This window comes from Variovorax sp. RO1 (genome assembly GCF_002849325.1).
Classification (GTDB): Bacteria; Pseudomonadota; Gammaproteobacteria; order Burkholderiales; family Burkholderiaceae_C; genus Variovorax.
In genome coordinates this window covers 271,256-290,064 of record NZ_PKMT01000002.1, presented here as the reverse complement: position 1 = coordinate 290,064, position 18,809 = coordinate 271,256, and the positions used below count along the sequence as shown (strand labels likewise).

The 18,809-nt window shown below is 68.5% G+C and carries 17 protein-coding genes; 10 read left to right on the top strand and 7 right to left on the bottom strand.

The window, feature by feature from the left end; all coding sequences use genetic code 11:
- From CY658_RS12515 to CY658_RS12500, 4 genes are all read left to right on the top strand, one after another.
- The gene (locus CY658_RS12515) at positions 1–879 is read left to right on the top strand and encodes an HlyC/CorC family transporter (RefSeq protein ID WP_099793257.1); all 879 of its coding nucleotides are present in this window, start codon (positions 1–3) and stop codon (positions 877–879) included.
- Positions 879–2,498, top strand: a complete 1,620-nt coding sequence (lnt, locus tag CY658_RS12510; protein WP_101490536.1) for an apolipoprotein N-acyltransferase — start codon at positions 879–881, stop codon at positions 2,496–2,498. Before CY658_RS12515 ends, lnt begins: the two co-directional genes overlap by 1 nt.
- 36 nt (positions 2,499–2,534) lie before the next feature.
- Complete coding sequence (gene chrA / locus CY658_RS12505) at positions 2,535–3,782, top strand: chromate efflux transporter (RefSeq protein WP_101490535.1); 1,248 nt, start codon at positions 2,535–2,537, stop codon at positions 3,780–3,782.
- A 111-nt stretch (positions 3,783–3,893) separates the two neighbouring features.
- Positions 3,894–4,964, top strand: a complete 1,071-nt coding sequence (locus tag CY658_RS12500; protein WP_062481776.1) for an asparaginase — start codon at positions 3,894–3,896, stop codon at positions 4,962–4,964.
- A 7-nt stretch (positions 4,965–4,971) separates the two neighbouring features.
- On the opposite strand, the gene CY658_RS12495 is transcribed toward CY658_RS12500, so the two are convergent.
- Genes CY658_RS12495 through CY658_RS12485 form a run of 3 tightly spaced genes read right to left on the bottom strand, consistent with a single transcriptional unit; the run spans position 4,972 to position 7,609 of the window.
- A complete protein-coding gene (locus CY658_RS12495) occupies positions 4,972–5,766 on the bottom strand; it encodes a phosphatase PAP2 family protein (RefSeq protein ID WP_257884854.1) in 795 nt (264 codons plus the stop codon).
- A gap of 50 nt (positions 5,767–5,816) precedes the next feature.
- Positions 5,817–6,644: a metallophosphoesterase family protein gene (locus CY658_RS12490; protein WP_101490534.1), complete on the bottom strand. Its 828-nt coding sequence runs from the start codon at positions 6,642–6,644 to the stop codon at positions 5,817–5,819.
- On the bottom strand, positions 6,641–7,609 hold the full coding sequence (locus CY658_RS12485; RefSeq protein WP_101490533.1) for a diacylglycerol/lipid kinase family protein: 969 nt from the start codon (positions 7,607–7,609) through the stop codon (positions 6,641–6,643). The genes CY658_RS12490 and CY658_RS12485 overlap by 4 nt, the downstream gene beginning before the upstream one ends.
- A gap of 227 nt (positions 7,610–7,836) precedes the next feature.
- Here CY658_RS12485 and glyQ point away from each other — a divergent pair, with 227 nt between their 5' ends.
- From glyQ to CY658_RS12460, 5 genes are read left to right on the top strand one after another with little or no spacing between them, the layout of a single operon-like run.
- Positions 7,837–8,745, top strand: coding sequence for a glycine--tRNA ligase subunit alpha (gene glyQ / locus CY658_RS12480; RefSeq protein WP_056577308.1), 909 nt, complete (start codon positions 7,837–7,839; stop codon positions 8,743–8,745).
- 15 nt (positions 8,746–8,760) lie between these two features.
- Positions 8,761–10,893, top strand: a complete 2,133-nt coding sequence (glyS, locus tag CY658_RS12475) for a glycine--tRNA ligase subunit beta (RefSeq protein ID WP_101490532.1) — start codon at positions 8,761–8,763, stop codon at positions 10,891–10,893.
- A 19-nt stretch (positions 10,894–10,912) separates the two neighbouring features.
- On the top strand, positions 10,913–11,506 hold the full coding sequence (gmhB, locus tag CY658_RS12470; RefSeq protein ID WP_101490531.1) for a D-glycero-beta-D-manno-heptose 1,7-bisphosphate 7-phosphatase: 594 nt from the start codon (positions 10,913–10,915) through the stop codon (positions 11,504–11,506).
- The gene (locus CY658_RS12465; RefSeq protein WP_101490530.1) at positions 11,506–12,285 is read left to right on the top strand and encodes a lysophospholipid acyltransferase family protein; all 780 of its coding nucleotides are present in this window, start codon (positions 11,506–11,508) and stop codon (positions 12,283–12,285) included. The genes gmhB and CY658_RS12465 overlap by 1 nt, the downstream gene beginning before the upstream one ends.
- 50 nt (positions 12,286–12,335) lie before the next feature.
- Positions 12,336–13,271, top strand: a complete 936-nt coding sequence (locus CY658_RS12460; protein WP_101491268.1) for a M48 family metallopeptidase — start codon at positions 12,336–12,338, stop codon at positions 13,269–13,271.
- Between the two features lie 802 nt (positions 13,272–14,073).
- Here the strand turns inward: CY658_RS12460 and CY658_RS12450 are convergent.
- The 4 genes from CY658_RS12450 to CY658_RS12435 form a co-directional block, all read right to left on the bottom strand.
- The gene (locus tag CY658_RS12450; RefSeq protein WP_099793237.1) at positions 14,074–14,844 is read right to left on the bottom strand and encodes an SDR family oxidoreductase; all 771 of its coding nucleotides are present in this window, start codon (positions 14,842–14,844) and stop codon (positions 14,074–14,076) included.
- An 88-nt stretch (positions 14,845–14,932) separates the two neighbouring features.
- Positions 14,933–15,862 (bottom strand): pseudouridine synthase, encoded by a 930-nt coding sequence (locus tag CY658_RS12445; protein ID WP_101490529.1) that lies wholly within the window; start codon positions 15,860–15,862, stop codon positions 14,933–14,935.
- Positions 15,859–17,175: a leucine-rich repeat-containing protein kinase family protein gene (locus tag CY658_RS12440; protein ID WP_101490528.1), complete on the bottom strand. Its 1,317-nt coding sequence runs from the start codon at positions 17,173–17,175 to the stop codon at positions 15,859–15,861. Before CY658_RS12440 ends, CY658_RS12445 begins: the two co-directional genes overlap by 4 nt.
- A gap of 9 nt (positions 17,176–17,184) precedes the next feature.
- Positions 17,185–18,258: an MBL fold metallo-hydrolase gene (locus CY658_RS12435; RefSeq protein ID WP_101490527.1), complete on the bottom strand. Its 1,074-nt coding sequence runs from the start codon at positions 18,256–18,258 to the stop codon at positions 17,185–17,187.
- Between the two features lie 94 nt (positions 18,259–18,352).
- Between CY658_RS12435 and CY658_RS12430 the strand changes: the two genes are divergently transcribed.
- The gene (locus tag CY658_RS12430; RefSeq protein ID WP_101491267.1) at positions 18,353–18,796 is read left to right on the top strand and encodes a MerR family transcriptional regulator; all 444 of its coding nucleotides are present in this window, start codon (positions 18,353–18,355) and stop codon (positions 18,794–18,796) included.
- The last annotated feature ends 13 nt before the right edge of the window (positions 18,797–18,809 follow it).

Sequence of the window (18,809 nt, the reverse complement as noted above, 5' to 3'; positions counted from 1 at the left end):
GTGGCCGACCCTCACCCTGAACGCGCTCCCGTTGAACGGGAAGACAAGCGTGGCTTTCTCCAGAAGCTCGCCGAATTCATCCACCCCGGCCCCGATTCACGCGACGAGCTGATCGAAACCCTCGCCGATGCCGAGGACAACGAGGTGATCGGCGCCGAATCGCGCGTGATGCTCGAAGGCGTGCTGCGCATGGCCGACATGACGGCCGGTGACGTGATGGTCGCCGCCCCGCGCATGGACCTCGTGAACATCGACGCGCCCTTCGACGCCTTGCTGCACTCGGTGATCCAGACCGCGCACTCGCGCTTTCCGGTCTACGAGGGCGAAAAAGAAAACATCATTGGCATCCTGCTCGCGAAGGACCTGCTCAAGCTGCAGCGCGCACCGGGTCTGAACATTCGCGCGCTACTGCGCCCCGCCACCTTCGTGCCCGAGAGCAAGGGCCTGAACGATCTGCTGCGCGAATTCCGCGGCAACCGCAACCACCTGGCCATCGTCATCGACGAGTTCGGCCGCGTGGCCGGCCTCATCACCATCGAAGACGTGCTCGAGCAGATCGTCGGCGAGATCGAAGACGAGTTCGACATCGCCGAAGACGAGGGCGACATCTTTGGCCTGGCCGACCACACCTACCGCGTCTCGGGCGACACGCCCATCGAGCGCGTGGCCGAGGCCTTCGGCATCGTCTTCAACGAAGAACAGCTGAGCGAAGACTTCGACACCATCGGCGGGCTCATCGCGCACGAGATGGGCCACGTGCCCAAGCGCGGCGAGCACCACGCCATCGGCGGCTTCGACTTCGTCGTGCTGCACACCAAGGGCGGCGCGGTGCGCTGGTTCCGGGTGTCGCCGGCGCGCGGCGGCGACGCGGCCGACTGATGCCGGCGCCCGCAGCAGCGGCCCCGGCCCGCGTCTCGCCATCTTCTTCCCCTTCCTCCGCCGCCAGCGGGTTCCTGCGCCTGCTCGGCTTCGGCCTGGCGGGCGTGGCGCAAGCCCTGTCCATCGCGTGGCCCGGCGACGGCCGTCCGCTGTGGTGGCTGCAGCTGCTGTCGCTGGCCGCGCTGGTCTGGGGGCTCGACGGCCTGCGTGCGCAGGGCGCGGGCTGGCGCCGCGCCGGCCTGCACGGCTGGGCGTTCGCGACCGCGTGGCTCACCGGCAGCTTCTGGTGGCTCTTCATCTCGATGCACACCTACGGCGGGTTGCCAGCGCCGCTGGCGGTGATCGCCGTGCTCGCGCTGGCCGCGGCGCTGGCGCTCTACTACGCCGTGGCCTGTGCCTGGTTCGTGGTGCGCGGGCCGGCGGGGCGCATCGCGGGCGCCTTCGTGTTCGCGGCGCTGTGGACGCTGGCCGAACTCGTGCGCGGCAGCTGGTTCACCGGCTTTCCCTGGGGCGCGGGCGGTTATGCCCACGTCGATGGTCCGCTGGCCGCGCTGGCGCCGTGGATCGGCGTGTACGGCATCGGCGCTGCGGCGGCCCTGGCCGTGGCGCTGGTTGCGCGGCGCCTGCCGCTGCGTGGCGTGGTGCCGACGGCGTTGGCCGCGGTGCTGCTCGCCGCGGTCTTCGTGCTGCCCAATCTCGTCTCGCCGCTGCCCGCCGATGCGCGCGGCGCGCAGGGCACCGCCGGCACGCTGCAGGTCGCGCTGCTGCAGGGCAACATCCCGCAGGACGAGAAATTCATTCCGGGCGGCGGCATCGAAACCGCGCTGCGCTGGTACGCCGAACAGCTGCGCGATGCCAAGGCCCAACTCGTGGTCACGCCTGAAACCGCGCTGCCGTTGCTGCCGCGCCAGCTGCCCGCCGGCTACCTCGACGCGATCCAGGAACGCTACGGGCAGCCGGGCACGCAACAAGCCGCCATCGTCGGTCTGCCGCTCGGCGACGGGCCGGGCACCTACCGCAACGCCGTGCTGGGTTTCCAGCCCGGCGCGACGCAGCCTTACGCGTACAGCAAGCACCACCTCGTGCCCTTCGGCGAATTCATTCCGCCGGGCTTTCGCTGGTTCATCCGCATGATGAGCATCCCGCTTGGCGACTTCGAGCGCGGCGGGCTCGCGCAGGCTCCGTTCGTCTGGCAGGGCCAGCGCATCGCGCCCAACATCTGCTACGAAGACTTGTTCGGCGACGAGATCGGCGCGAACTTCCGCGACGAGGCCACGGCGCCGACGATCCTGCTCAACGTCAGCAACATCGCCTGGTTCGGCGACTCGGTCGCCATCGACCAGCACCTGGCCATCTCGCGCATGCGGGCGCTCGAGTTCGCGCGGCCGATGGTGCGCGCCACCAACACCGGCGCGACCGTGGTGATCGACGCCGCGGGCCGGGTCACGCACGAGCTGCCGCGCCTGACGCGCGGCGTGCTCGAAGCGCCGGTCGAAGGCCGGCGCGGGCTCACGCCCTTCGCGCGCTGGGTGGCGCCTTTCGGTCTGTGGCCGTTATGGATCGCGGCGCTCGCGATCGTCGCGCTCGGCGCGATCTTCTTCCGGCCTGGTCGGCGCTGAGTCGCACCGGCGGATGCGCGTTCGGAGTCGTCGTCCATGAAGCACCACCACCGCCTCAAGCCTGCCGCACCACCCGCTGTTGAGGGCGCCGGCGCCCTCCGTGCCAGAGGCCCGGTGCTCGAAGTCTTCCTCGCCTTCCTCGCGCTGGGCCTGACCTCCTTCGGCGGCCCGGTGGCGCACCTCGGCTACTTCCGCGCGGAGTTCGTCGAACGCCGCAAGTGGCTCGACGACAAGCGCTATTCCGACCTCGTGGCGCTGTGCCAGTTCCTGCCCGGGCCCGCGAGCAGCCAGGTCGGCATCGCATTGGGGCTCGGCCGCGCAGGCTGGGGCGGGGCGCTGGCGGCGTGGCTCGGGTTCACGCTGCCGTCCGCCGTGGCGCTCATCCTTTTCGCGGCCGGTGTCACGCATTGGTCGGCATTGGCGCAATCGGGCGCGGTGCACGGGTTGAAGGTCGTCGCAGTGGCCGTCGTCGCGCAGGCGGTGTGGGGCATGGCGAAGTCGCTGTGCCCCGACCGGTTGCGCGCGGGCGTGGCCATCGTCGCGGCGCTGCTGGTGCTCGCGGTGCCTTCGGCCATCGGGCAGATCGTCGCCATCGTCGCCGGGGGCGTCGTCGGCCGATGGGCGCTGCAGCTCGGCCCCCTTCCCGCCGCGCAGCACCGCGACCACGGCGTGAGCAAGTCGACCGGCGCAGCGCTGCTGGGCCTGTTCGCCGTCCTGCTCGTCGCGCTGCCGATGCTGGCCGCGGCGACGGAGTGGCCGGCGCTGTCCGTCATCGCGTCCTTCTACCGGTCGGGTGCGCTGGTGTTCGGCGGCGGCCACGTCGTGCTGCCCTTGTTGCAGGCGGGCGTGGTGCCCACGGGACTGGTCTCGAACGACGTGTTCCTGGCCGGTTACGGCGCAGCCCAGGCCGTGCCGGGGCCCTTGTTCACCTTCGCGGCTTTCCTCGGCGCCGCCATGCCGGGACCGTTCGGTGGTTGGGTGGGCGGCGTGGCGCTGTTGCTGGCCATCTTCCTGCCGGCCTTCCTGCTGGTGGCGGGCGCGTTGCCGTTCTGGGAGACGCTGCGCCAGCGTGATGGCGTCCAGCGTGCGATGGCGGGCGTGAACGCGGCGGTCGTCGGCGTGCTGCTCGCTGCGCTCTACGACCCGGTGTGGACGAGTGCCATCCACTCGAAGGCCGATTTCGGCCTCGCGCTGGCGGCGTTCGGCTTGCTGGTCTACGCCCGCCTCTCGCCGGTGTGGGTCGTCGGGCTCGCGGCGTTCGCCGGCTGGCTGCTGGCCCTCTAAGGGCGGCGCATGACCGCATGCCATGCCGGCATGCAGCGGCATGGCATGCGGGCATGGTTCATGTATCTTCCTCGCCGCCTCGAGAAATCATCCTCAAACCAAGGAGTCCGTATGTACTTTTCTACCCATTTCCGTGCCTTCGCGGCCGGTGCCGCGTTGCTCGCGGCCAGCGCGCTCGCGCAGGCCCAGCAGGCACTGCCCAACGTGGTGATCCTGGCGACCGGCGGCACCATCGCCGGTGCCGGCGCGTCGGCCGTCAACAGCGCGACCTACGCGGCCGCCAAGGTCGGCGTCGAGAAGCTGATCGCCGGCCTGCCCGAGCTGGCCAAGGTCGCCAACGTGCGCGGCGAGCAGGTGTTCCAGGTGGCCTCCGAAAGCCTCACCAACGACAACCTGATGACGCTCGCCAAGCGCGTTTCGGCGCTGTCCAAGCAGTCGGACGTCGACGGCATCGTCATCACCCACGGCACCGACACGCTGGAAGAAACCGCCTACTTCCTGACGCTCACCGTGCACACCAACAAGCCGATCGTGGTGGTCGGCTCGATGCGCCCGGGCACGGCGCTGTCGGCCGACGGCGCGCTCAACCTGTACGACGCGGTGAACGTGGCGGGCAGCAAGGACGCGATGGGCAAGGGCGTGCTCGTGACGATGGGCGACAACATCGACACCGGCCGCGACGTGAGCAAGAACGTCAACATCAAGACCAGCGCGTTCTCCAGCCAGTGGGGTCCGCTGGGCATGATCGTCGAGGGCAAGAACTACTGGTTCCGTGCGCCGGTGAAGCGCCACACCACGAACTCGGAGTTCAACATCGACACCATCACCGCGCTGCCGCCGGTCGAGATCGCCATGGGCTACGAAGGCGTGTCGTCGGTGGCCATCGACGCGATCGCCAAGAGCGGCGCCAAGGCGCTGATCCACGGCGGCACGGGCAATGGCTCGGTGGCCGACCGCATCGTGCCGAACCTGCAGAAGGCGCGCACCGACGGCGTGATCGTGATCCGCAGCTCGCGCGTGCCCGACGGCTTCGTGATCCGCAACGCCGAGCAGCCCGACGACAAGTACGACTGGGTGGTGGCGCACGACCTGCGCCCACAGAAGGCGCGCATCCTGGCGATGGTGGCCTTGACCAAGACCAACAACACCAAGGAACTGCAGCGCATCTTCTGGGAGTACTGATCCCAGGTCAGCGCGCGGTGCGGCGCTTGCGGTGCCGCGCGTATTCCAGGCTGCTCACGCACACGAGCAGCCAGCCCAGGCCGGTCAGCAGGCCGGCCGCGACATCGCTCGCGAAGTGCACCTGCAGGAAGATCCGGCTGCAGGCGATGGTGACGATGGCCGCCGCCGCGGCCATGGCGGCCGGCACATGCCAGCGCGCCGGCAGCAGCCGCAGCGCCAGGTACAGCAGCATCCCGTAGCTCACGATCGCGCCCGCGCTGTGGCCGCTGGGAAAGCTGAAGCTCGTCTCCAGTGCCAGTCCGTGGTCGTGCACCGGCCGGGCCCGCGCAAAGATGTGCTTGAGCGCGGGGTTCAGCACCACGATGCCGCCGAGCGCGATCACCCAGCCCAGCGCCAGCCCGCGGTGTGCGTTGCGCCACAGCAGCAGCGCGACCACCCCGCACACGGGCGCGAGCAGTTGCGCATCGCCCAGGTGCGTGAGCCAGCTGAAGCTCACGAGCGCACCCCACGGCACGTGGGTGCCGATGGCGTCGGCCAGCGCCTGATCGGCGCGGCCCATGGTGCGGCCGTCGCCGAGGTGCGAGGCGATCCAGGCGACCAGCACCGCCGCTGCGAGGATCAGCACGAAGCCCAGGCCCAGGCCGAGCGCCAGCCGCGATTCATCGGGCTCGCCGGTGTCGGGCAAAGGATGGCGCCGCTGCAGCATCCGGCAGGCGAGGCCGGCACCGAGCACCGACACGGTCAGCGCGAGCGCGAACCAGGCCAGGGCGTGTTCGCCCAGCTGTTGTGCGAGAAGAATCAAGGGGGAAGAAGAAAGAAGAAGAGTGTCCGCAGGAGGCATGCGGCGCAACCCTAAGGGCCCGCCGCGCGGCTGGCAAGCGGAAGCCGTAACAGGTCAACGGGCATGAAGGCTTTGTCGGCCGCCGAGTGGTCCCAGCGTTCGACCACGCAGACGCGCTGTGCGCCGTCGCCGGACGCTTCCGTGCGCAGCACGTTCACCGAATTCGGCGCGTCCCAGCGCACGCGCGTCGACACCGCGGTGCCGGCCTGCACCGCCCAGGCCGTCGGCGGGCAGCCCTGAAAGTGCTCGTCCAGCGGGCGCACGAAAGGCAAGTGGATGTGGCCGCCGACGATCAGGTCGGCGCCCGCCGCCGTCCAGCGCGCGACGGCTGCATCGCGCCCGTGCAGGCGGTTCGAGCGGTCTTCAGGCCGCGTCACCAGCACCGGCTGGTGCGTCACGACCACGCGCACTTGCGCGGGCGACGCTTGTGCCAGCCGCGCCACGACGCGCTCGACCTGCGCAGGCGACACCTCGCCGTCCTCGTGCCGGTACCAGCGCGTCGTGTTGACCGTGACCACCAACCAGTCGTCGCAGGCGAACACCGGCTCCAGGTCGGGGCCGAAGGCCTCTGTGTAGCGGCCATAGGGTGAGAAGACGCGCGCCGCCAACTGGAACAGCGGGATGTCGTGGTTGCCCGGAATCGCGATCACCGGCGCCGCCAGCCGGTCCGCGAAGGCGCGCGCCGCCGCGAATTGGCGGCGCGTGGCGCGCTGCGTGATGTCGCCCGACAGCAGCATCGCCTGCGGTGCCAGCGCGTGCGCCAGGCGCTCGAGCGCCTGCAACACCTCGGGCTGCTCGGTGCCGAAGTGCGGGTCGGACACTTGCAGCAGGCAGCTCATGGCCGCGCCGCCTCCAGCTCGGGCGCGCTGTCGGGCCGCACCAGCCACAGCGGGTCGGGCGCCACGCGGAACAGCAAGGGCATGTCGACCCAGTCGATCTCGCCGTCGGTCGCGATCTTCACGCGGCGCGGCGTGCGCAGCCGGCCGGCCTTCACCGTCATCGACTCGAAGGGGAAGCTCAGTACCTCGTCGGCATCGCCCAGCCGCCCGAGTGCGCCGCGCACCAGCAGCCCCGGCATCGCCAGCAGGCCGACCGGCTTGAGCGCCACCGCGGTCAGCTGGCCCTGCTCGGGCGCCTCGGCGTGCTCGACGCCCGCCTGCATCAGCTGCAGCGGGTTGTTGCCCACGAACAGCGTGGGCGTGCGGATGTCGCGCTCGTGGCCGTGCGATGCAATGCGCAGCTGCCAGTGGCGATGGCGCCCGCGCAGCACCGTCAGCAGGCCCGAGTAGAAGGCGATCCAGCGGTGGCGGCCGAAGCGCGCCTTGTGGGTTTCGCGCTCCTCCAGCAGGTCGGCATACAGGCCCATGCTGGCATTGACCAGGAACACCCGGTCGTTCACCAGCCCCACCTGCACGGGCCGCGGCTGTTGTGTCAGCAATACCTGCAGCGCCTGCGCCGTGTCGCGCGGAATGCCGTGCGTGCGGCTGAAATAGTTGAAGGTGCCCTGCGGCAGCACGCCGAAGGGGCAGCCGCTGCCGAGCGTGGCCTGGGCCACGGCGTTGATGGTGCCATCGCCGCCTGCGGCCACCACCACGCCGCCCACGGCGCGGGCGCGTTCGACCGCTTCGCGCGCCAGCGCCTGCACACGGCCGGGGCCGTCCACGAGGAACACGCGGTGCCGGCGGCCGTCGGCGGCAAAGGCCTCGTCGATGACCTCGCGGGCCTGTGCGGCGCTCTCGCTGCCGGAGCCGGCGTTGAGCACGATGAAAAAAGGAGTGTCGGGGCCGATGTGGGGCGGTGCCATGCAGTGAGAGAGGGGGAAAGCGCAGGAAAGTGCCGAAAGCGGCGGGAAACGCAAAAAAGCGCGCGGAGCCGGGCTTTGTCCCACGCCCGCGCGGGCTGTTGCGGCAGCCGGCATCCCGAGCGGCTGTGGGAGAGTTGCCCTCCCACGAACGTAAAATCGTCCGCTTTCGCGGCCTGTGCCGCGCCACCGTCCCGTCCAATGTCCGGCCCCCGACGCCGGCCAGCTTCATGTTGACCTTCCAGCAAATCATTCTCAAACTGCAGTCGTACTGGGCCGACAAGGGCTGCGCGCTCCTGCAACCGTACGACATGGAAGTGGGCGCAGGCACCTCGCACACCGCCACCTTCCTGCGCGCGCTCGGTCCCGAGCCCTGGAAGGCCGCCTACGTGCAGCCCAGCCGCCGCCCCAAGGACGGCCGCTACGGCGAGAACCCCAACCGCCTGCAGCACTACTACCAGTACCAGGTCGTGCTCAAGCCCGCGCCCAGCAACATCCTCGAGCTCTACCTCGGCAGCCTCGAGGCCCTGGGCTTCGACCTGAAGAAGAACGACATCCGCTTCGTCGAAGACGACTGGGAGAACCCCACGCTCGGCGCCTGGGGCCTGGGCTGGGAGGTCTGGCTCAACGGCATGGAAGTGACGCAGTTCACCTACTTCCAGCAGGTCGGCGGCATCGATTGCAAGCCCATCACCGGCGAGATCACCTACGGCCTGGAGCGCCTGGCCATGTACCTGCAGGGCGTGGACAACGTCTACAACCTCACGTGGACCGACGGCCTGAGCTACGGCGACGTCTACAAGCAGAACGAGGTCGAGCAGTCGACCTACAACTTCGAGCACAGCGACGCCGAGTTTTTGTTCACCGCCTTCAACGCGCACGAAAAGCAGGCCAAGCACCTCATGACCGAACAGCTCGCGCTGCCGGCCTACGAGCAGGTGCTCAAGGCTGCCCACAGTTTCAACCTGCTCGACGCGCGCGGTGCCATCAGCGTGACCGAGCGCGCGGCCTACATCGGCCGCATCCGCAACCTCGCGCGCAGCGTGGCGCAGAGCTACTACGACAGCCGCGAACGCCTGGGCTTCCCGATGGCCCCGCGTGAATGGGTTGCGCAGATGCCCCCGAAGAAAGCCGCCTGAGCGATGACGACCCCCATGAACAAGAACTCCCTCCTGGTCGAACTGTTTGTCGAAGAGCTGCCGCCCAAGGCGCTGAAGAAGCTCGGCGAGGCTTTTGCCGGCGTGCTGCGCGACCAGCTCGTGGCGCAAGGCCTGGCCGAAGCCGGCTCGGTGCTCACCCCCTACGCGTCGCCGCGCCGCCTGGCTGCGCACCTCACGCACGTGGCCGAGCGCGCCGCCGACAAGGCCGTGTCGCAAAAGCTCATGCCCGTGGCCGTGGGGCTCGATGCCTCGGGCCAGCCCACGCCCGCGCTGCTCAAGCGCCTGGCCGCCCTCGGCGCCGACGCCTCGGCCGTGCCCGGCCTTAAGCGCGCCATGGACGGCAAGGCCGAAGCCCTGTTCTACGAAAGCACCGCCAAGGGCGCGACGCTGGCCGAAGGCCTGCAGAAGGCGCTGGCCGAAGCCATCGCCAAGCTGCCGATTCCGAAGGTCATGAGTTACCAGCTCGAAAGCGGCTGCGAAATGCCGGGCTGGAGCAGCGTGAGCTTCGTGCGCCCCGCGCACGGCCTCGTGGCGCTGCATGCCGACGCCGTGGTGCCCATCGAGGCGCTGGGCCTGAAGGCCGGCCGCGAAACGCACGGCCACCGCTTCGAAGCAGCGGTCGACCCGGTGGTGCTGCGCGATGCCAACAGCTACGCGCTGCAGCTGCAGGACGACGGCGCCGTCATCGCCAGCTTTGAGGCGCGCCGCGCCGAAATCGCACGACAGCTCGCAGCCGCTGCAGTCAAGGTCGGCGGCGGCTCGGTGCCGATCCACGACGACGCGCTGCTCGACGAAGTCACGGCGCTGGTCGAACGCCCCAACGTGCTGGTCTGCAGCTTCGAGCCCGAGTTTCTCGAAGTGCCGCAGGAGTGCCTCATCCTCACGATGAAGGCCAACCAGAAGTACTTTCCGCTGCTCGATGCGTCGAGCAAACTCACGAACAAGTTCCTCGTCGTCAGCAACATCACGCCCGACGACGCAAGCGCGGTCATCCAGGGCAACGAGCGCGTCGTGCGCCCGCGCCTGGCCGACGCCAAGTTCTTCTTCGACCAGGACCGCAAGAAATCGCTGGCCTCGCGCGTCGAGTCGCTGGGCAAGGTGGTCTATCACAACAAGCTCGGCACGCAGGGCGAACGCGTGCAGCGCGTGATGCACATCGCGCGCGGCATCGCTGAAAAGCTCGGCGACGCCACGTTGGCTGCGCAGGCGACGCAGGCCGCTCAGTTGGCCAAGGCCGACCTCGTGACCGACATGGTCGGCGAGTTCCCCGAGCTGCAGGGCACCATGGGCCGCTACTACGCGCTGCATGACGGCCTCGACGCCGCGGTGGCCGACGCCATCGAAGACCACTACAAGCCGCGCTTCGCCGGCGACGAGCTGCCGCGCAACAGCGTGGGCCTCGCGGTCGCGCTGGCCGACAAGCTCGAAACGCTGGTCGGCATGTTCGGCATCGGCAACCTGCCCACCGGCGACCGCGACCCGTTTGCGCTGCGCCGCCATGCGCTGGGCGTGATCCGCATGCTGATCGAGAAAGACCTCGCGCTGGGGCTCGACGCCCTGCTGCAGGACGCCGCCGCGCAGTTCAGCGCCATCGACGGTTTCGACAGCAGCAAGGCCACGGTCGAGCTGCGCGACTTCATCCTCGACCGCCTTGCCGGCAGCCTGCGCGAGCAGGGCGCCAGCGCGCAGGAAGTCGATGCCGTGCTGGCCCCGCTGCCGCAGCGCCTGGGCGAAGTGCCCAAGCTGCTGGCGGCCGTGCGCGCCTTCGCTGCACTGCCCGCCGCCGCCGCGCTGGCTGCTGCCAACAAGCGCATCGGCAACATCCTGAAGAAGGCGCCCGAAGCCGACGCCCACGTCAGCGAGCTGCTGCTGCAGGAGCCCGCCGAGAAGGCGCTGCACGCCGCCATGGCGCAGGTCGTGCCCGCTGCCAACGCCCAGTTCGACGCGGGCGACTACACCGGCTCGCTACAGACGCTGGCCGCGCTGCGCGAACCGGTCGATGCGTTCTTCACGGACGTGATGGTGAATGCCGAGCAGGCCGACCTGCGGCTCAACCGCCTGGGCCTGCTGATGTCGCTGCACGCCGCGATGAACCGCGTGGCGCAGCTCGAGCGGCTGGCCGTCTGATCTTCCAGACAACCTCACCATGGGTGGCTCTGCCATGAAACTCGTCATCCTCGACCGCAACGGCACGATCAACGTGCACCGCGAAGATTTCGTCAAGAGCGACATCGAGTGGACGCCGCTGCCCGGTGCGCTCGAGGCCGTGGCGCGGCTCAACCATGCGGGTTGGCACGTGGTGGTGGCCTCGAACCAGTCGGGCCTGGGCCGCGGCCTGTTCGACATGGCGTCGCTCAATGCCATGCACGCCAAGATGCACAAGATGCTCGCGGCCGTGGGCGGCAAGGTGGATGCGGTGTTCTATTGCCCGCACAGCCCCGACGAAGGCTGCGACTGCCGCAAGCCCAAGGACGGGCTGTTCCTTCAGATCGGCGACCGCTTCGGCATCGACCTGAAGGGCGTGCCGACCGCGGGCGACAGTCTGCGCGACCTACAGGCCGGCGCTGCTGCCGGCTGCGAACCGCACCTGCTGCTCACGGGCATGGGCGCGGCCTGCCGCGGGGTCCACCCGCTGCCTCCCGAATATCCGGCGGACACGAGGGTGCATGACGACCTCGCCGCCTTTGTCGACTTTCTGCTCGCGCGCGAAGCGCGGGCTGCACTGCAGGTGGCTGTCTGATGGCGTTTATCCGTTCCGTTCTCCACGCCCTGTGGATGCTTGTCACCGTGGTGCCCTGGGGCATCATCATGTGCGTCTGCTCGCTCTGGAAGCGCGGCATTCCGCTGTACTGGATGGCCGAGCAATGGCTCAGTTGGGCCATCGGTGGCGCGCGCGTGCTGCTGGGCATCAAGACCCGCGTGACCGGCATGGAAAACCTGCCGACCGACCAACTCGCCGGCGCGGTGCTGCTGGTGAAGCACCAGTCCACGCTCGAGACTTTCCTCATGCCCACGCTGATGCCTCACCCGCTGGCCTTCGTGTTCAAGAAGGAGCTCATCTACGTGCCGTTCTTCGGCTGGGCGATGGCGCGGCTGGACATGATTCATATCGACCGCAGCCAGCGCGCGCAGGCGTTCAACAAGGTGGTGAACCAGGGCCGCAAGCTGCTCGCGCAGGGCATCTGGATCATCATGTTCCCCGAAGGCACGCGCATTCCGCGCGGCCAGAAGGGCACCTACAAGAGCGGCGGCACGCGCCTGGCCTGCGAAACCGGCGTGCCCGTGATCCCGATCGCAGTCACGTCGGCCAAGGTCTGGCCGCGCAAGGCCTTTGTCAAGCGCCCTGGCGTGGTCGACGTGTCGATCGGGCCGGCGATCTCGAGCGTGGGTCGCAAGCCCGACGAGTTGATGCGCGAGGTCGAAGCCTGGATCGAGGCCGAGATGCGCCGCCTCGACCCCGAGGCCTACAGCGACAGCCCGGCGCAGCCGCAGCAGACGTTGCCGCGCGAAGCGGGCTGACGCACCAGCCTCAGACCGGGCCCGACATGCGGGGAATGCTGCAGTTCACGATGGACCTCTTCGAGGGGTTGGGGAGCACGCCGGCGCCTGCTGCTCCGCCGCGGCGGCCGCGGAAGAAGGCGCCTGTGCCTGTGCCACCTGCTCCCGTGCCGGCGGTCACTCCTTTATCCATTGGACCTGTTGATCCGCGTCCTGCGGTGCCGCTGGCCGACACACTGACGCTGGCGAATTTCACACACCCGCAGGCCACGCGTGAAGTGGTGCTGGGGTCGGCGCGTGTGGCCTACGAGTTCAAGCGGGGGCAGCGCAAGACCATCGGTTTTCTTGTCGGTGCCGAAGGCTTGTCGGTGCGTGCGCCGCGGTGGGTCACGCTGCGGGATGTCGATGCGGCGGTGCGTGAGAAGGCCGACTGGATTCTGCGCAAGCTGGCGGAGACGCAGCAGCGCAATGCGCGTGTCGAGGCGACGCGAATTGCTTGGGAAGATGGGGCGGAGTTTCCTTTTCTTGGCGAGCTGGTGGTGATCCGGCTCGATCCGAAGCACGGTTTCGCGAGCGTTGGCGGCACGCTCGACCCCGCTGTCGAAGGCGGTGGCCCGCGGACGCTGCGGTTGGCAGTGGCGCAGAACGCGGCGCCTTCGCAGATTCGGGATGCGGCGCAGGCCTGGTTGATGCGGCAGGCGCGGAAGCTGTTCATTGAACGGCTGGATCACTTTGCGCCACTGCTTGGGGTGTCATGGCAGAAGCTGTCGTTGTCCAACGCCGCTACGCGGTGGGGGAGTGCGAGTGCGGATGGGTCGATTCGGTTGAACTGGCGGTTGATTCACTTTCGGTTGCCTGTGATCGACTACGTTGTGGCGCATGAGCTGGCGCATCTACGGGTGATGGATCATTCGCATCGGTTTTGGGAGACCGTTGAGAGTGTTGTGCCTGACTATGGGGTGTTGAGGCAGCAGTTGAAGGATGAGGCTGTGCCTCGGTGGGGCTGAGTTTTCTGGTTTGCTTCCCGAGGCCGGGACTCGCCCCGGCGGGCGACTCACTTTCTTTTGCTTCGCCAAAAGAAAGTAAGCAAAGAAAAGGCGACCCCACTGTCTGCGACCCTTCGCTTCGCTGCGGGCAACCTGCGGTGCTCGCGTTTCGCGGGGTCTCGCAGAACTCGCTGCGCTCAAACAGCTGCGAGCCCTGATCCGCGAAACGCTGCGCTCCTCGGCGCAGCCAGAGGGGCTTCGATACCGGGCGGGCCATCGCTTCGCTCGGCTCGGGAACTTCCAACAGCCGGATGCCACGGGGGCTCTCGCTCTCGCAGATTGCCGCGCGAGCCATTCGCGCTGCGACACGCCCACCTTCTGCGCGAACAGCTCTGGCCCTGGCTCGGCTCCTGCACGTGCACTTGCACTTGCACTTGCACTTGCACTTGTGTCTGCGCCTGCGCTCACGGCAAGGCCAACGCGATTCCCAATGCCAACCGCCGCAGGCGCGAAGCGCCTGCGGCGGCTTGGTGGCCGAGCAAAGCGATGGCCCGTCGGTATCCCAACCCCTTCTGTATGCGCCGAGGAGCGGAGCGTTTCGCGGATCAGGGCTCGCAGCTGTTTGAGCGCAACGCAGTGGAGCGAGTTCTGCGAGACCCCGCGAAACGTGAGCACCGCAGGTTGCCCGTAGCGAAGCGGAGGGACGCAGACAGCAGGGTCGCCTTTCTTTTGCCTACGTTTCTTTGGCGAAGCAAAGAAAAGTAGGTCGGCCGCCGGGCCGAGACCCGGCCTCGGAACTCAACCAGCCCCGAGCGCCAAAAAATCAACGAGCGTGCGTGACCCCACCGTCCACCACCAACGTAGACCCCATCACATAGTCCCCAGCCCGCGACGCCAGAAAAATAGCCGCCCCAGCCATGTCCTCAGGCGTACCAATGCGGCCAGCGGGAATGCGGCCTTTGACCTCATCCCCGTGATCCCTTGCATCCTTGTTCATATCCGAAGCAAACGCCCCCGGAGCAATCGCACTCACCACGATCCGGTCCTGCGCCAACCGCAGCGCCATCCGCCGAGTCAGCTGAATCAACCCCGCCTTGCTAGCCGCATACGAATAAGTCTCCTGCGGATTCACAGAAATCCCGTCAATAGAAGCAATGTTGATCACCTTAGACAAATGATCCGTAGCAGCCTTCTTGAGCATCGGCGTCAACGCCTTGGTCAGGAAGAAGGGCGTCTTCAAATTCAGGTCGACGACCTTGTCCCAACCGCTCTCCGGAAACTCCTCATACGGCGCCCCCCAGGCAGCCCCCGCGTTGTTGACCAGAATATCGAGCGACCCTTCATGCTTCGCATAAGCATCGACCAGCGCCTGCGCCCCCTCGAGAGTCGATACATCGGCCGGCAGCGACACGCAATGCCCAAACGCCGACAGCTCCTTCGCCGTCTGATCACAAGCCGCAGCCTTGCGCGCCGAGATGTACACACGCGCCCCCTGCGCCAGAAAGCCCTCGGCAATCATGCGACCGATGCCGCGCGAGCCGCCGGTGATCAAGGCGCTGCGGCCCTTCAGCGAGAAGAGTTGGGTGGTGTCCATGTGCGTTTGTCTCCTGAGTGGTGAAAGAGAGGAAGGTGAATTCCCGTCAGGAGAAAGCTTAGTGCGCGATCCGCCCGCGCTGCGTCACCTAGGCGGCAGCAGAAAGAGAAGGCAGAGCCAGCCGGCGCGGGCTCTCGAAGGTGCGCAAGGCGCCGCTCAGCGGGTCGACGAAGGCCAGCGACCGGGCCAGCAGCTGCAGCGGCTTGTCGAAGTCGTCGTTCCCCGCGGGCTGCAGCGTGGGATAGAACGGGTCGTTCACGATCGGCAGGCCCAGCGCCTGGCAATGCACGCGCAGCTGGTGCTTGCGGCCGGTGACGGGTGAAAGCTCCAGCAGCGCATGGCCGTCGCGCGCCTCGCGCAGCACGATGCGGGTCTCGGAGTTCGGCTCGCCGGGCGCTTCGCGCATGCGCATGAAGTGGTCGTCGTCCACCAACCGGCTGCGGTAGACGGCGGGCACCGACGACACGCCCTCCTGCCACGGCACCACAGCCTCGTAGTGCTTGTCGATGCGCCGCTCGGGGAACATCGCCTGGTAGATGCCGCGCGTTTCGGGGCGCACCGAGAACAGCACCAGCCCCGAGGTGTTGCGGTCGATGCGGTGCAGCGGCACGAGGTCGTCCAGGCCGAGCTTGCGTTTCAGGCGCACCAGCAGGCTCTGCTGCACGTACTTGCCGGTGGGCGTGACGGGCACGAAGGGCGGCTTGTCGACCACCACGAGGTCGTCGTCCTGGTGCAGCACCCGCTCTTCAAAAGGGATGGGCGTCTCGGCGTCGAGCGCGCGGTAGTAGTACACGCGCAGCGGCGATTCATAACGGCGCGTGGCGGTGACGGACACGCCGTGCTCGTCGCACACGTCGCTCGCGTCAATGCGCGAGAGCCAGGCCTCGCGCGAGATGGCGGGAAAACGCTCGGTGAGAAAGTCGGCGATGGTGGGCCAGGGGCCGTAAGGCAGCGAGACACAACTCGGGCTCACGCCGTCGCGCGTGGGCATGGGAACGACGAAGCGGGGGCGCGTCATGGCGCGGCGGCGTCCAGCACCGACAGCAGCTCGGCGAACGACGGCCGTGCCGCGACCTCCGGTTGCAGGCAGCGCGCCGCGAGCGTGGTCAAGGGCGAAGAAGAAGCCGCATCGTCGCAGCGCTCGGCCAGCTCTTCGAGCAGACAGCCGAAGGCGCGCATCTCCACGCCTTGCAGGGCTTTCGCGTGCGCCGGGTCGAGCGCGCTGGTCATCCAGGCCGCGCCGAAGTCGCCGAGCCGCCCGCCGTCCTGCGCGTGCCAGAGGATGTTGTGGGCGTACAGGTCGCCATGCAGCAGGCCGCGCGCATGCAGGTGCGCCATGGCCGCGGCGATATCACGAGCGATGCGCAGCGCGGTATCGGCGGACCAGCGCGCATCGTCGGCATAGACGTCGCGGGTGCACGAAGCCAGGCTCGGCGGCCCGGCGAGGGTGATGAACGACGGCGGCACCAGCGCCATCACCAGGCCTTCGGTGCCATCGGGGTGGCCGTCGATGCGGCCTTGCGCGGCGATCAGCGTCGGGTGCGCGCCGGCCGCGATGCAGGCCGCCATCTCGCTGTGCGGCCAGCCGTCGCTGGTGACGGCGCCCTTGAACAGCTTCACCGCCACGGGCAGCGCAGCGTCGTCCGGTGTGGCCAGCGTGGCGCGGTGGATCACGCCCGAGGCGCCTTCACCGAGCTTCGGGCCCAGCGTGAGGTTGCGCCACTCGACATGCGGCACGGTGGGCGCATCGATGGCAGCGTCTTCGGTCGGCGCATCGAACGGGTTGCCCGCGCACGCCAGCCACGCCAGGCGCGGCAACGTGTGCAGCCACTCGGGCAGCGCCTCGAAGCGGTTGGCCGACAGGCGCAGCAGCTCGATCTGCCGACAGCGGGCCACCGACGGCGGCAGCGCGCGCAGGCGGTTGCCGGCCAGCATCAGCTTCTGCATGCGGGTGCAGTCGCCGAGCGTGTCGGGCAGTGCCTCGATGGCGTTGTCGGTGAGGATCAGCCAGCGCAGCGAGGGCGGCAGCGCCTCGGCGGGCACGTGGGCGATGCGGTTGGCCTTGAAGCCCACGATGTCGAGCTGTCGGCACTGGCCGAGGGAGGCCGGCAGTTCGGTGAAACGGTTGTCGGAGCAGAACAGCACGCGCAGTTGGTGCAGGCGGCCCAAATCATCGGGCAATGTGCTGAGCGCATTGCCCGTGAGGTTCAGCGTTTCGAGGGTATCGGCGAGCGCAAAAATCTCGCGCGGAAACTCGGTGAGTCCGCACGAGAGGTCCAGTCGTCGTGCGCCAGCCAGCCGGCCGGCGCGCAGCTCAGCCAGCGTGTCCATGCGGGAAGTCTACCCAGCCGAGCCTGCCCCGGCGCCGAAGCGGTAGATGCCGTCGGCATCGAGCGTGCGCTTCACCTGCCCCGAGAACCACAGCAGGTGCAGGTGGGCCACGGTCTCGCCCATCGCGAAGGTGATCTGGTGCAGGTCGAGCTCGCGCTTGAACAGGATCGGCAGGCCTTCCGACGCGGTGATCGGCCGCGCAAGGCAGGCTTCGAGCAGCTCGGCCAGGCGGTCGCGGTGGTGTTCCTGCAGCTGGTCGACGCGGCGGTGGATGCCGGTGAAGGGCTTGCCGTGCGAGGGCAGGCCCAGCGTGTCGGCCGGCAGGGCCTTGAACTTGTCGATGCTGTCCAGGAACAAGCGCAGCGAGTTGGCCTCGGGCTCGCCCGCGTGCACGCTCACGTTGGTCGAGATGCGCGGCAGCATCATGTCGCCGCCCAGCAGCAGCTTGGGTTCGGCGCAGTACAGCGCGATGTGCTCGGGCGCATGGCCGTAGCCGCTGATGCAGCGCCACTCGCGCCCGCCGATGGTGACGATGTCGCCATCCATCATGCGCACGTAGCGGTCGGGCACGGCGGGCACCATGTTCGTGTAGTAGCTGCTGCGCGCGCGGATCTTGGCGACCGACTCGGGATTGCTCAGCCCGTGCGAGACGAAGAAGTCGGCCGCCGCATCGCCGCCCGCGAGCGTGTCGCCGGCGCTGCACAGCACGCGCGCCACGTGGTAGTCGGTGGCGCTGATCCACAGCGGCACGTTCCAGCGCTTGCACAGCCAGTCGGCCAGGCCGATGTGGTCGGGGTGCATGTGGGTCACGATCACGCGCAGGACCGGCAGGCCCTGCAGCTGGGTCTCGAAGATCTGTTCCCACTGCGCGCGGGCTTCGTCGTGCGCGATGCAGCAGTCGACCACCGTCCAGCCCTCGACGCCGTCGATCGTGTCGCGCAGCAGCCAGAGGTTGATGTGGTCCAGCGCAAAGGGCAGCCGCATGCGGATCCAGCGCACGCCGGGCGCCACTTCCAGTGCTTCGCCGGCGGCGGGCAGGGTGTCGCCCAGGGGGTAGTGGAGTTCGCGTTCGAGGAGGTTCATGTATGATTGACGTTTACGTAAACGTCATGGGTTGAGGCTTCATTGTAAAGAATGCGCCACCAACCTGCTGTCGCCCCCGCAACCCTTGCCGCCCATGCCCGCGCAGACCTTCACCATCAGCCAGCTCGCCAAGGAGTTCGACCTCACGACGCGCGCCATCCGCTTCTATGAAGACATGGGCCTGCTGTCGCCGGAGCGGGCCGGCCTGCAGCGCGTGTACAGCGCGCGCGACCGGGCGCGGCTCACGCTCACGCTGCGCGCCAAGCGCCTGGGCCTGACGCTGGTCGAGGCGAAAGACATCCTGGACATGTACGACAGCCCGCGCGACACCGTGCCGCAGCTGGAAAAATTCCTGGGCGTGCTCGGCTCGCACCGGGCGCAGCTCGAGGCGCAGCTGGCCGAGCTGCAGGCCAACCTCGCCGAAGTGCGAGAGCACGAAAAAAAGGGCCGCGCCACGCTGGTCAAGGCGCAGAAGGCCGTCAAGGCCACCAAGGACGCCCCCGCCGGCGAATGCACGCCCGACACAACGACTCACTGACAAAATAGCCCAC

Excerpts from the sequence above, each read along its gene's own strand:
- CY658_RS12440 (WP_101490528.1), bottom strand. The coding sequence starts at position 17,175 with ATGGACACGCTGGCTGAGCTGCGCGCCGGCCGGCTGGCTGGCGCACGA.
- CY658_RS12490 (WP_101490534.1), bottom strand. The coding sequence starts at position 6,644 with ATGAGCTGCCTGCTGCAAGTGTCCGACCCGCACTTCGGCACCGAGCAG.
- CY658_RS12500 (WP_062481776.1), top strand. The coding sequence starts at position 3,894 with ATGTACTTTTCTACCCATTTCCGTGCCTTCGCGGCCGGTGCCGCGTTG.
- CY658_RS12485 (WP_101490533.1), bottom strand. The coding sequence starts at position 7,609 with ATGGCACCGCCCCACATCGGCCCCGACACTCCTTTTTTCATCGTGCTC.
- CY658_RS12430 (WP_101491267.1), top strand. The coding sequence starts at position 18,353 with ATGCCCGCGCAGACCTTCACCATCAGCCAGCTCGCCAAGGAGTTCGAC.
- CY658_RS12435 (WP_101490527.1), bottom strand. The coding sequence starts at position 18,258 with ATGAACCTCCTCGAACGCGAACTCCACTACCCCCTGGGCGACACCCTG.
- CY658_RS12445 (WP_101490529.1), bottom strand. The coding sequence starts at position 15,862 with ATGACGCGCCCCCGCTTCGTCGTTCCCATGCCCACGCGCGACGGCGTG.
- CY658_RS12465 (WP_101490530.1), top strand. The coding sequence starts at position 11,506 with ATGGCGTTTATCCGTTCCGTTCTCCACGCCCTGTGGATGCTTGTCACC.
- lnt (WP_101490536.1), top strand. The coding sequence starts at position 879 with ATGCCGGCGCCCGCAGCAGCGGCCCCGGCCCGCGTCTCGCCATCTTCT.
- glyS (WP_101490532.1), top strand. The coding sequence starts at position 8,761 with ATGAACAAGAACTCCCTCCTGGTCGAACTGTTTGTCGAAGAGCTGCCG.
- gmhB (WP_101490531.1), top strand. The coding sequence starts at position 10,913 with ATGGGTGGCTCTGCCATGAAACTCGTCATCCTCGACCGCAACGGCACG.
- glyQ (WP_056577308.1), top strand. The coding sequence starts at position 7,837 with ATGTTGACCTTCCAGCAAATCATTCTCAAACTGCAGTCGTACTGGGCC.
- chrA (WP_101490535.1), top strand. The coding sequence starts at position 2,535 with ATGAAGCACCACCACCGCCTCAAGCCTGCCGCACCACCCGCTGTTGAG.
- CY658_RS12450 (WP_099793237.1), bottom strand. The coding sequence starts at position 14,844 with ATGGACACCACCCAACTCTTCTCGCTGAAGGGCCGCAGCGCCTTGATC.
- CY658_RS12460 (WP_101491268.1), top strand. The coding sequence starts at position 12,336 with ATGGACCTCTTCGAGGGGTTGGGGAGCACGCCGGCGCCTGCTGCTCCG.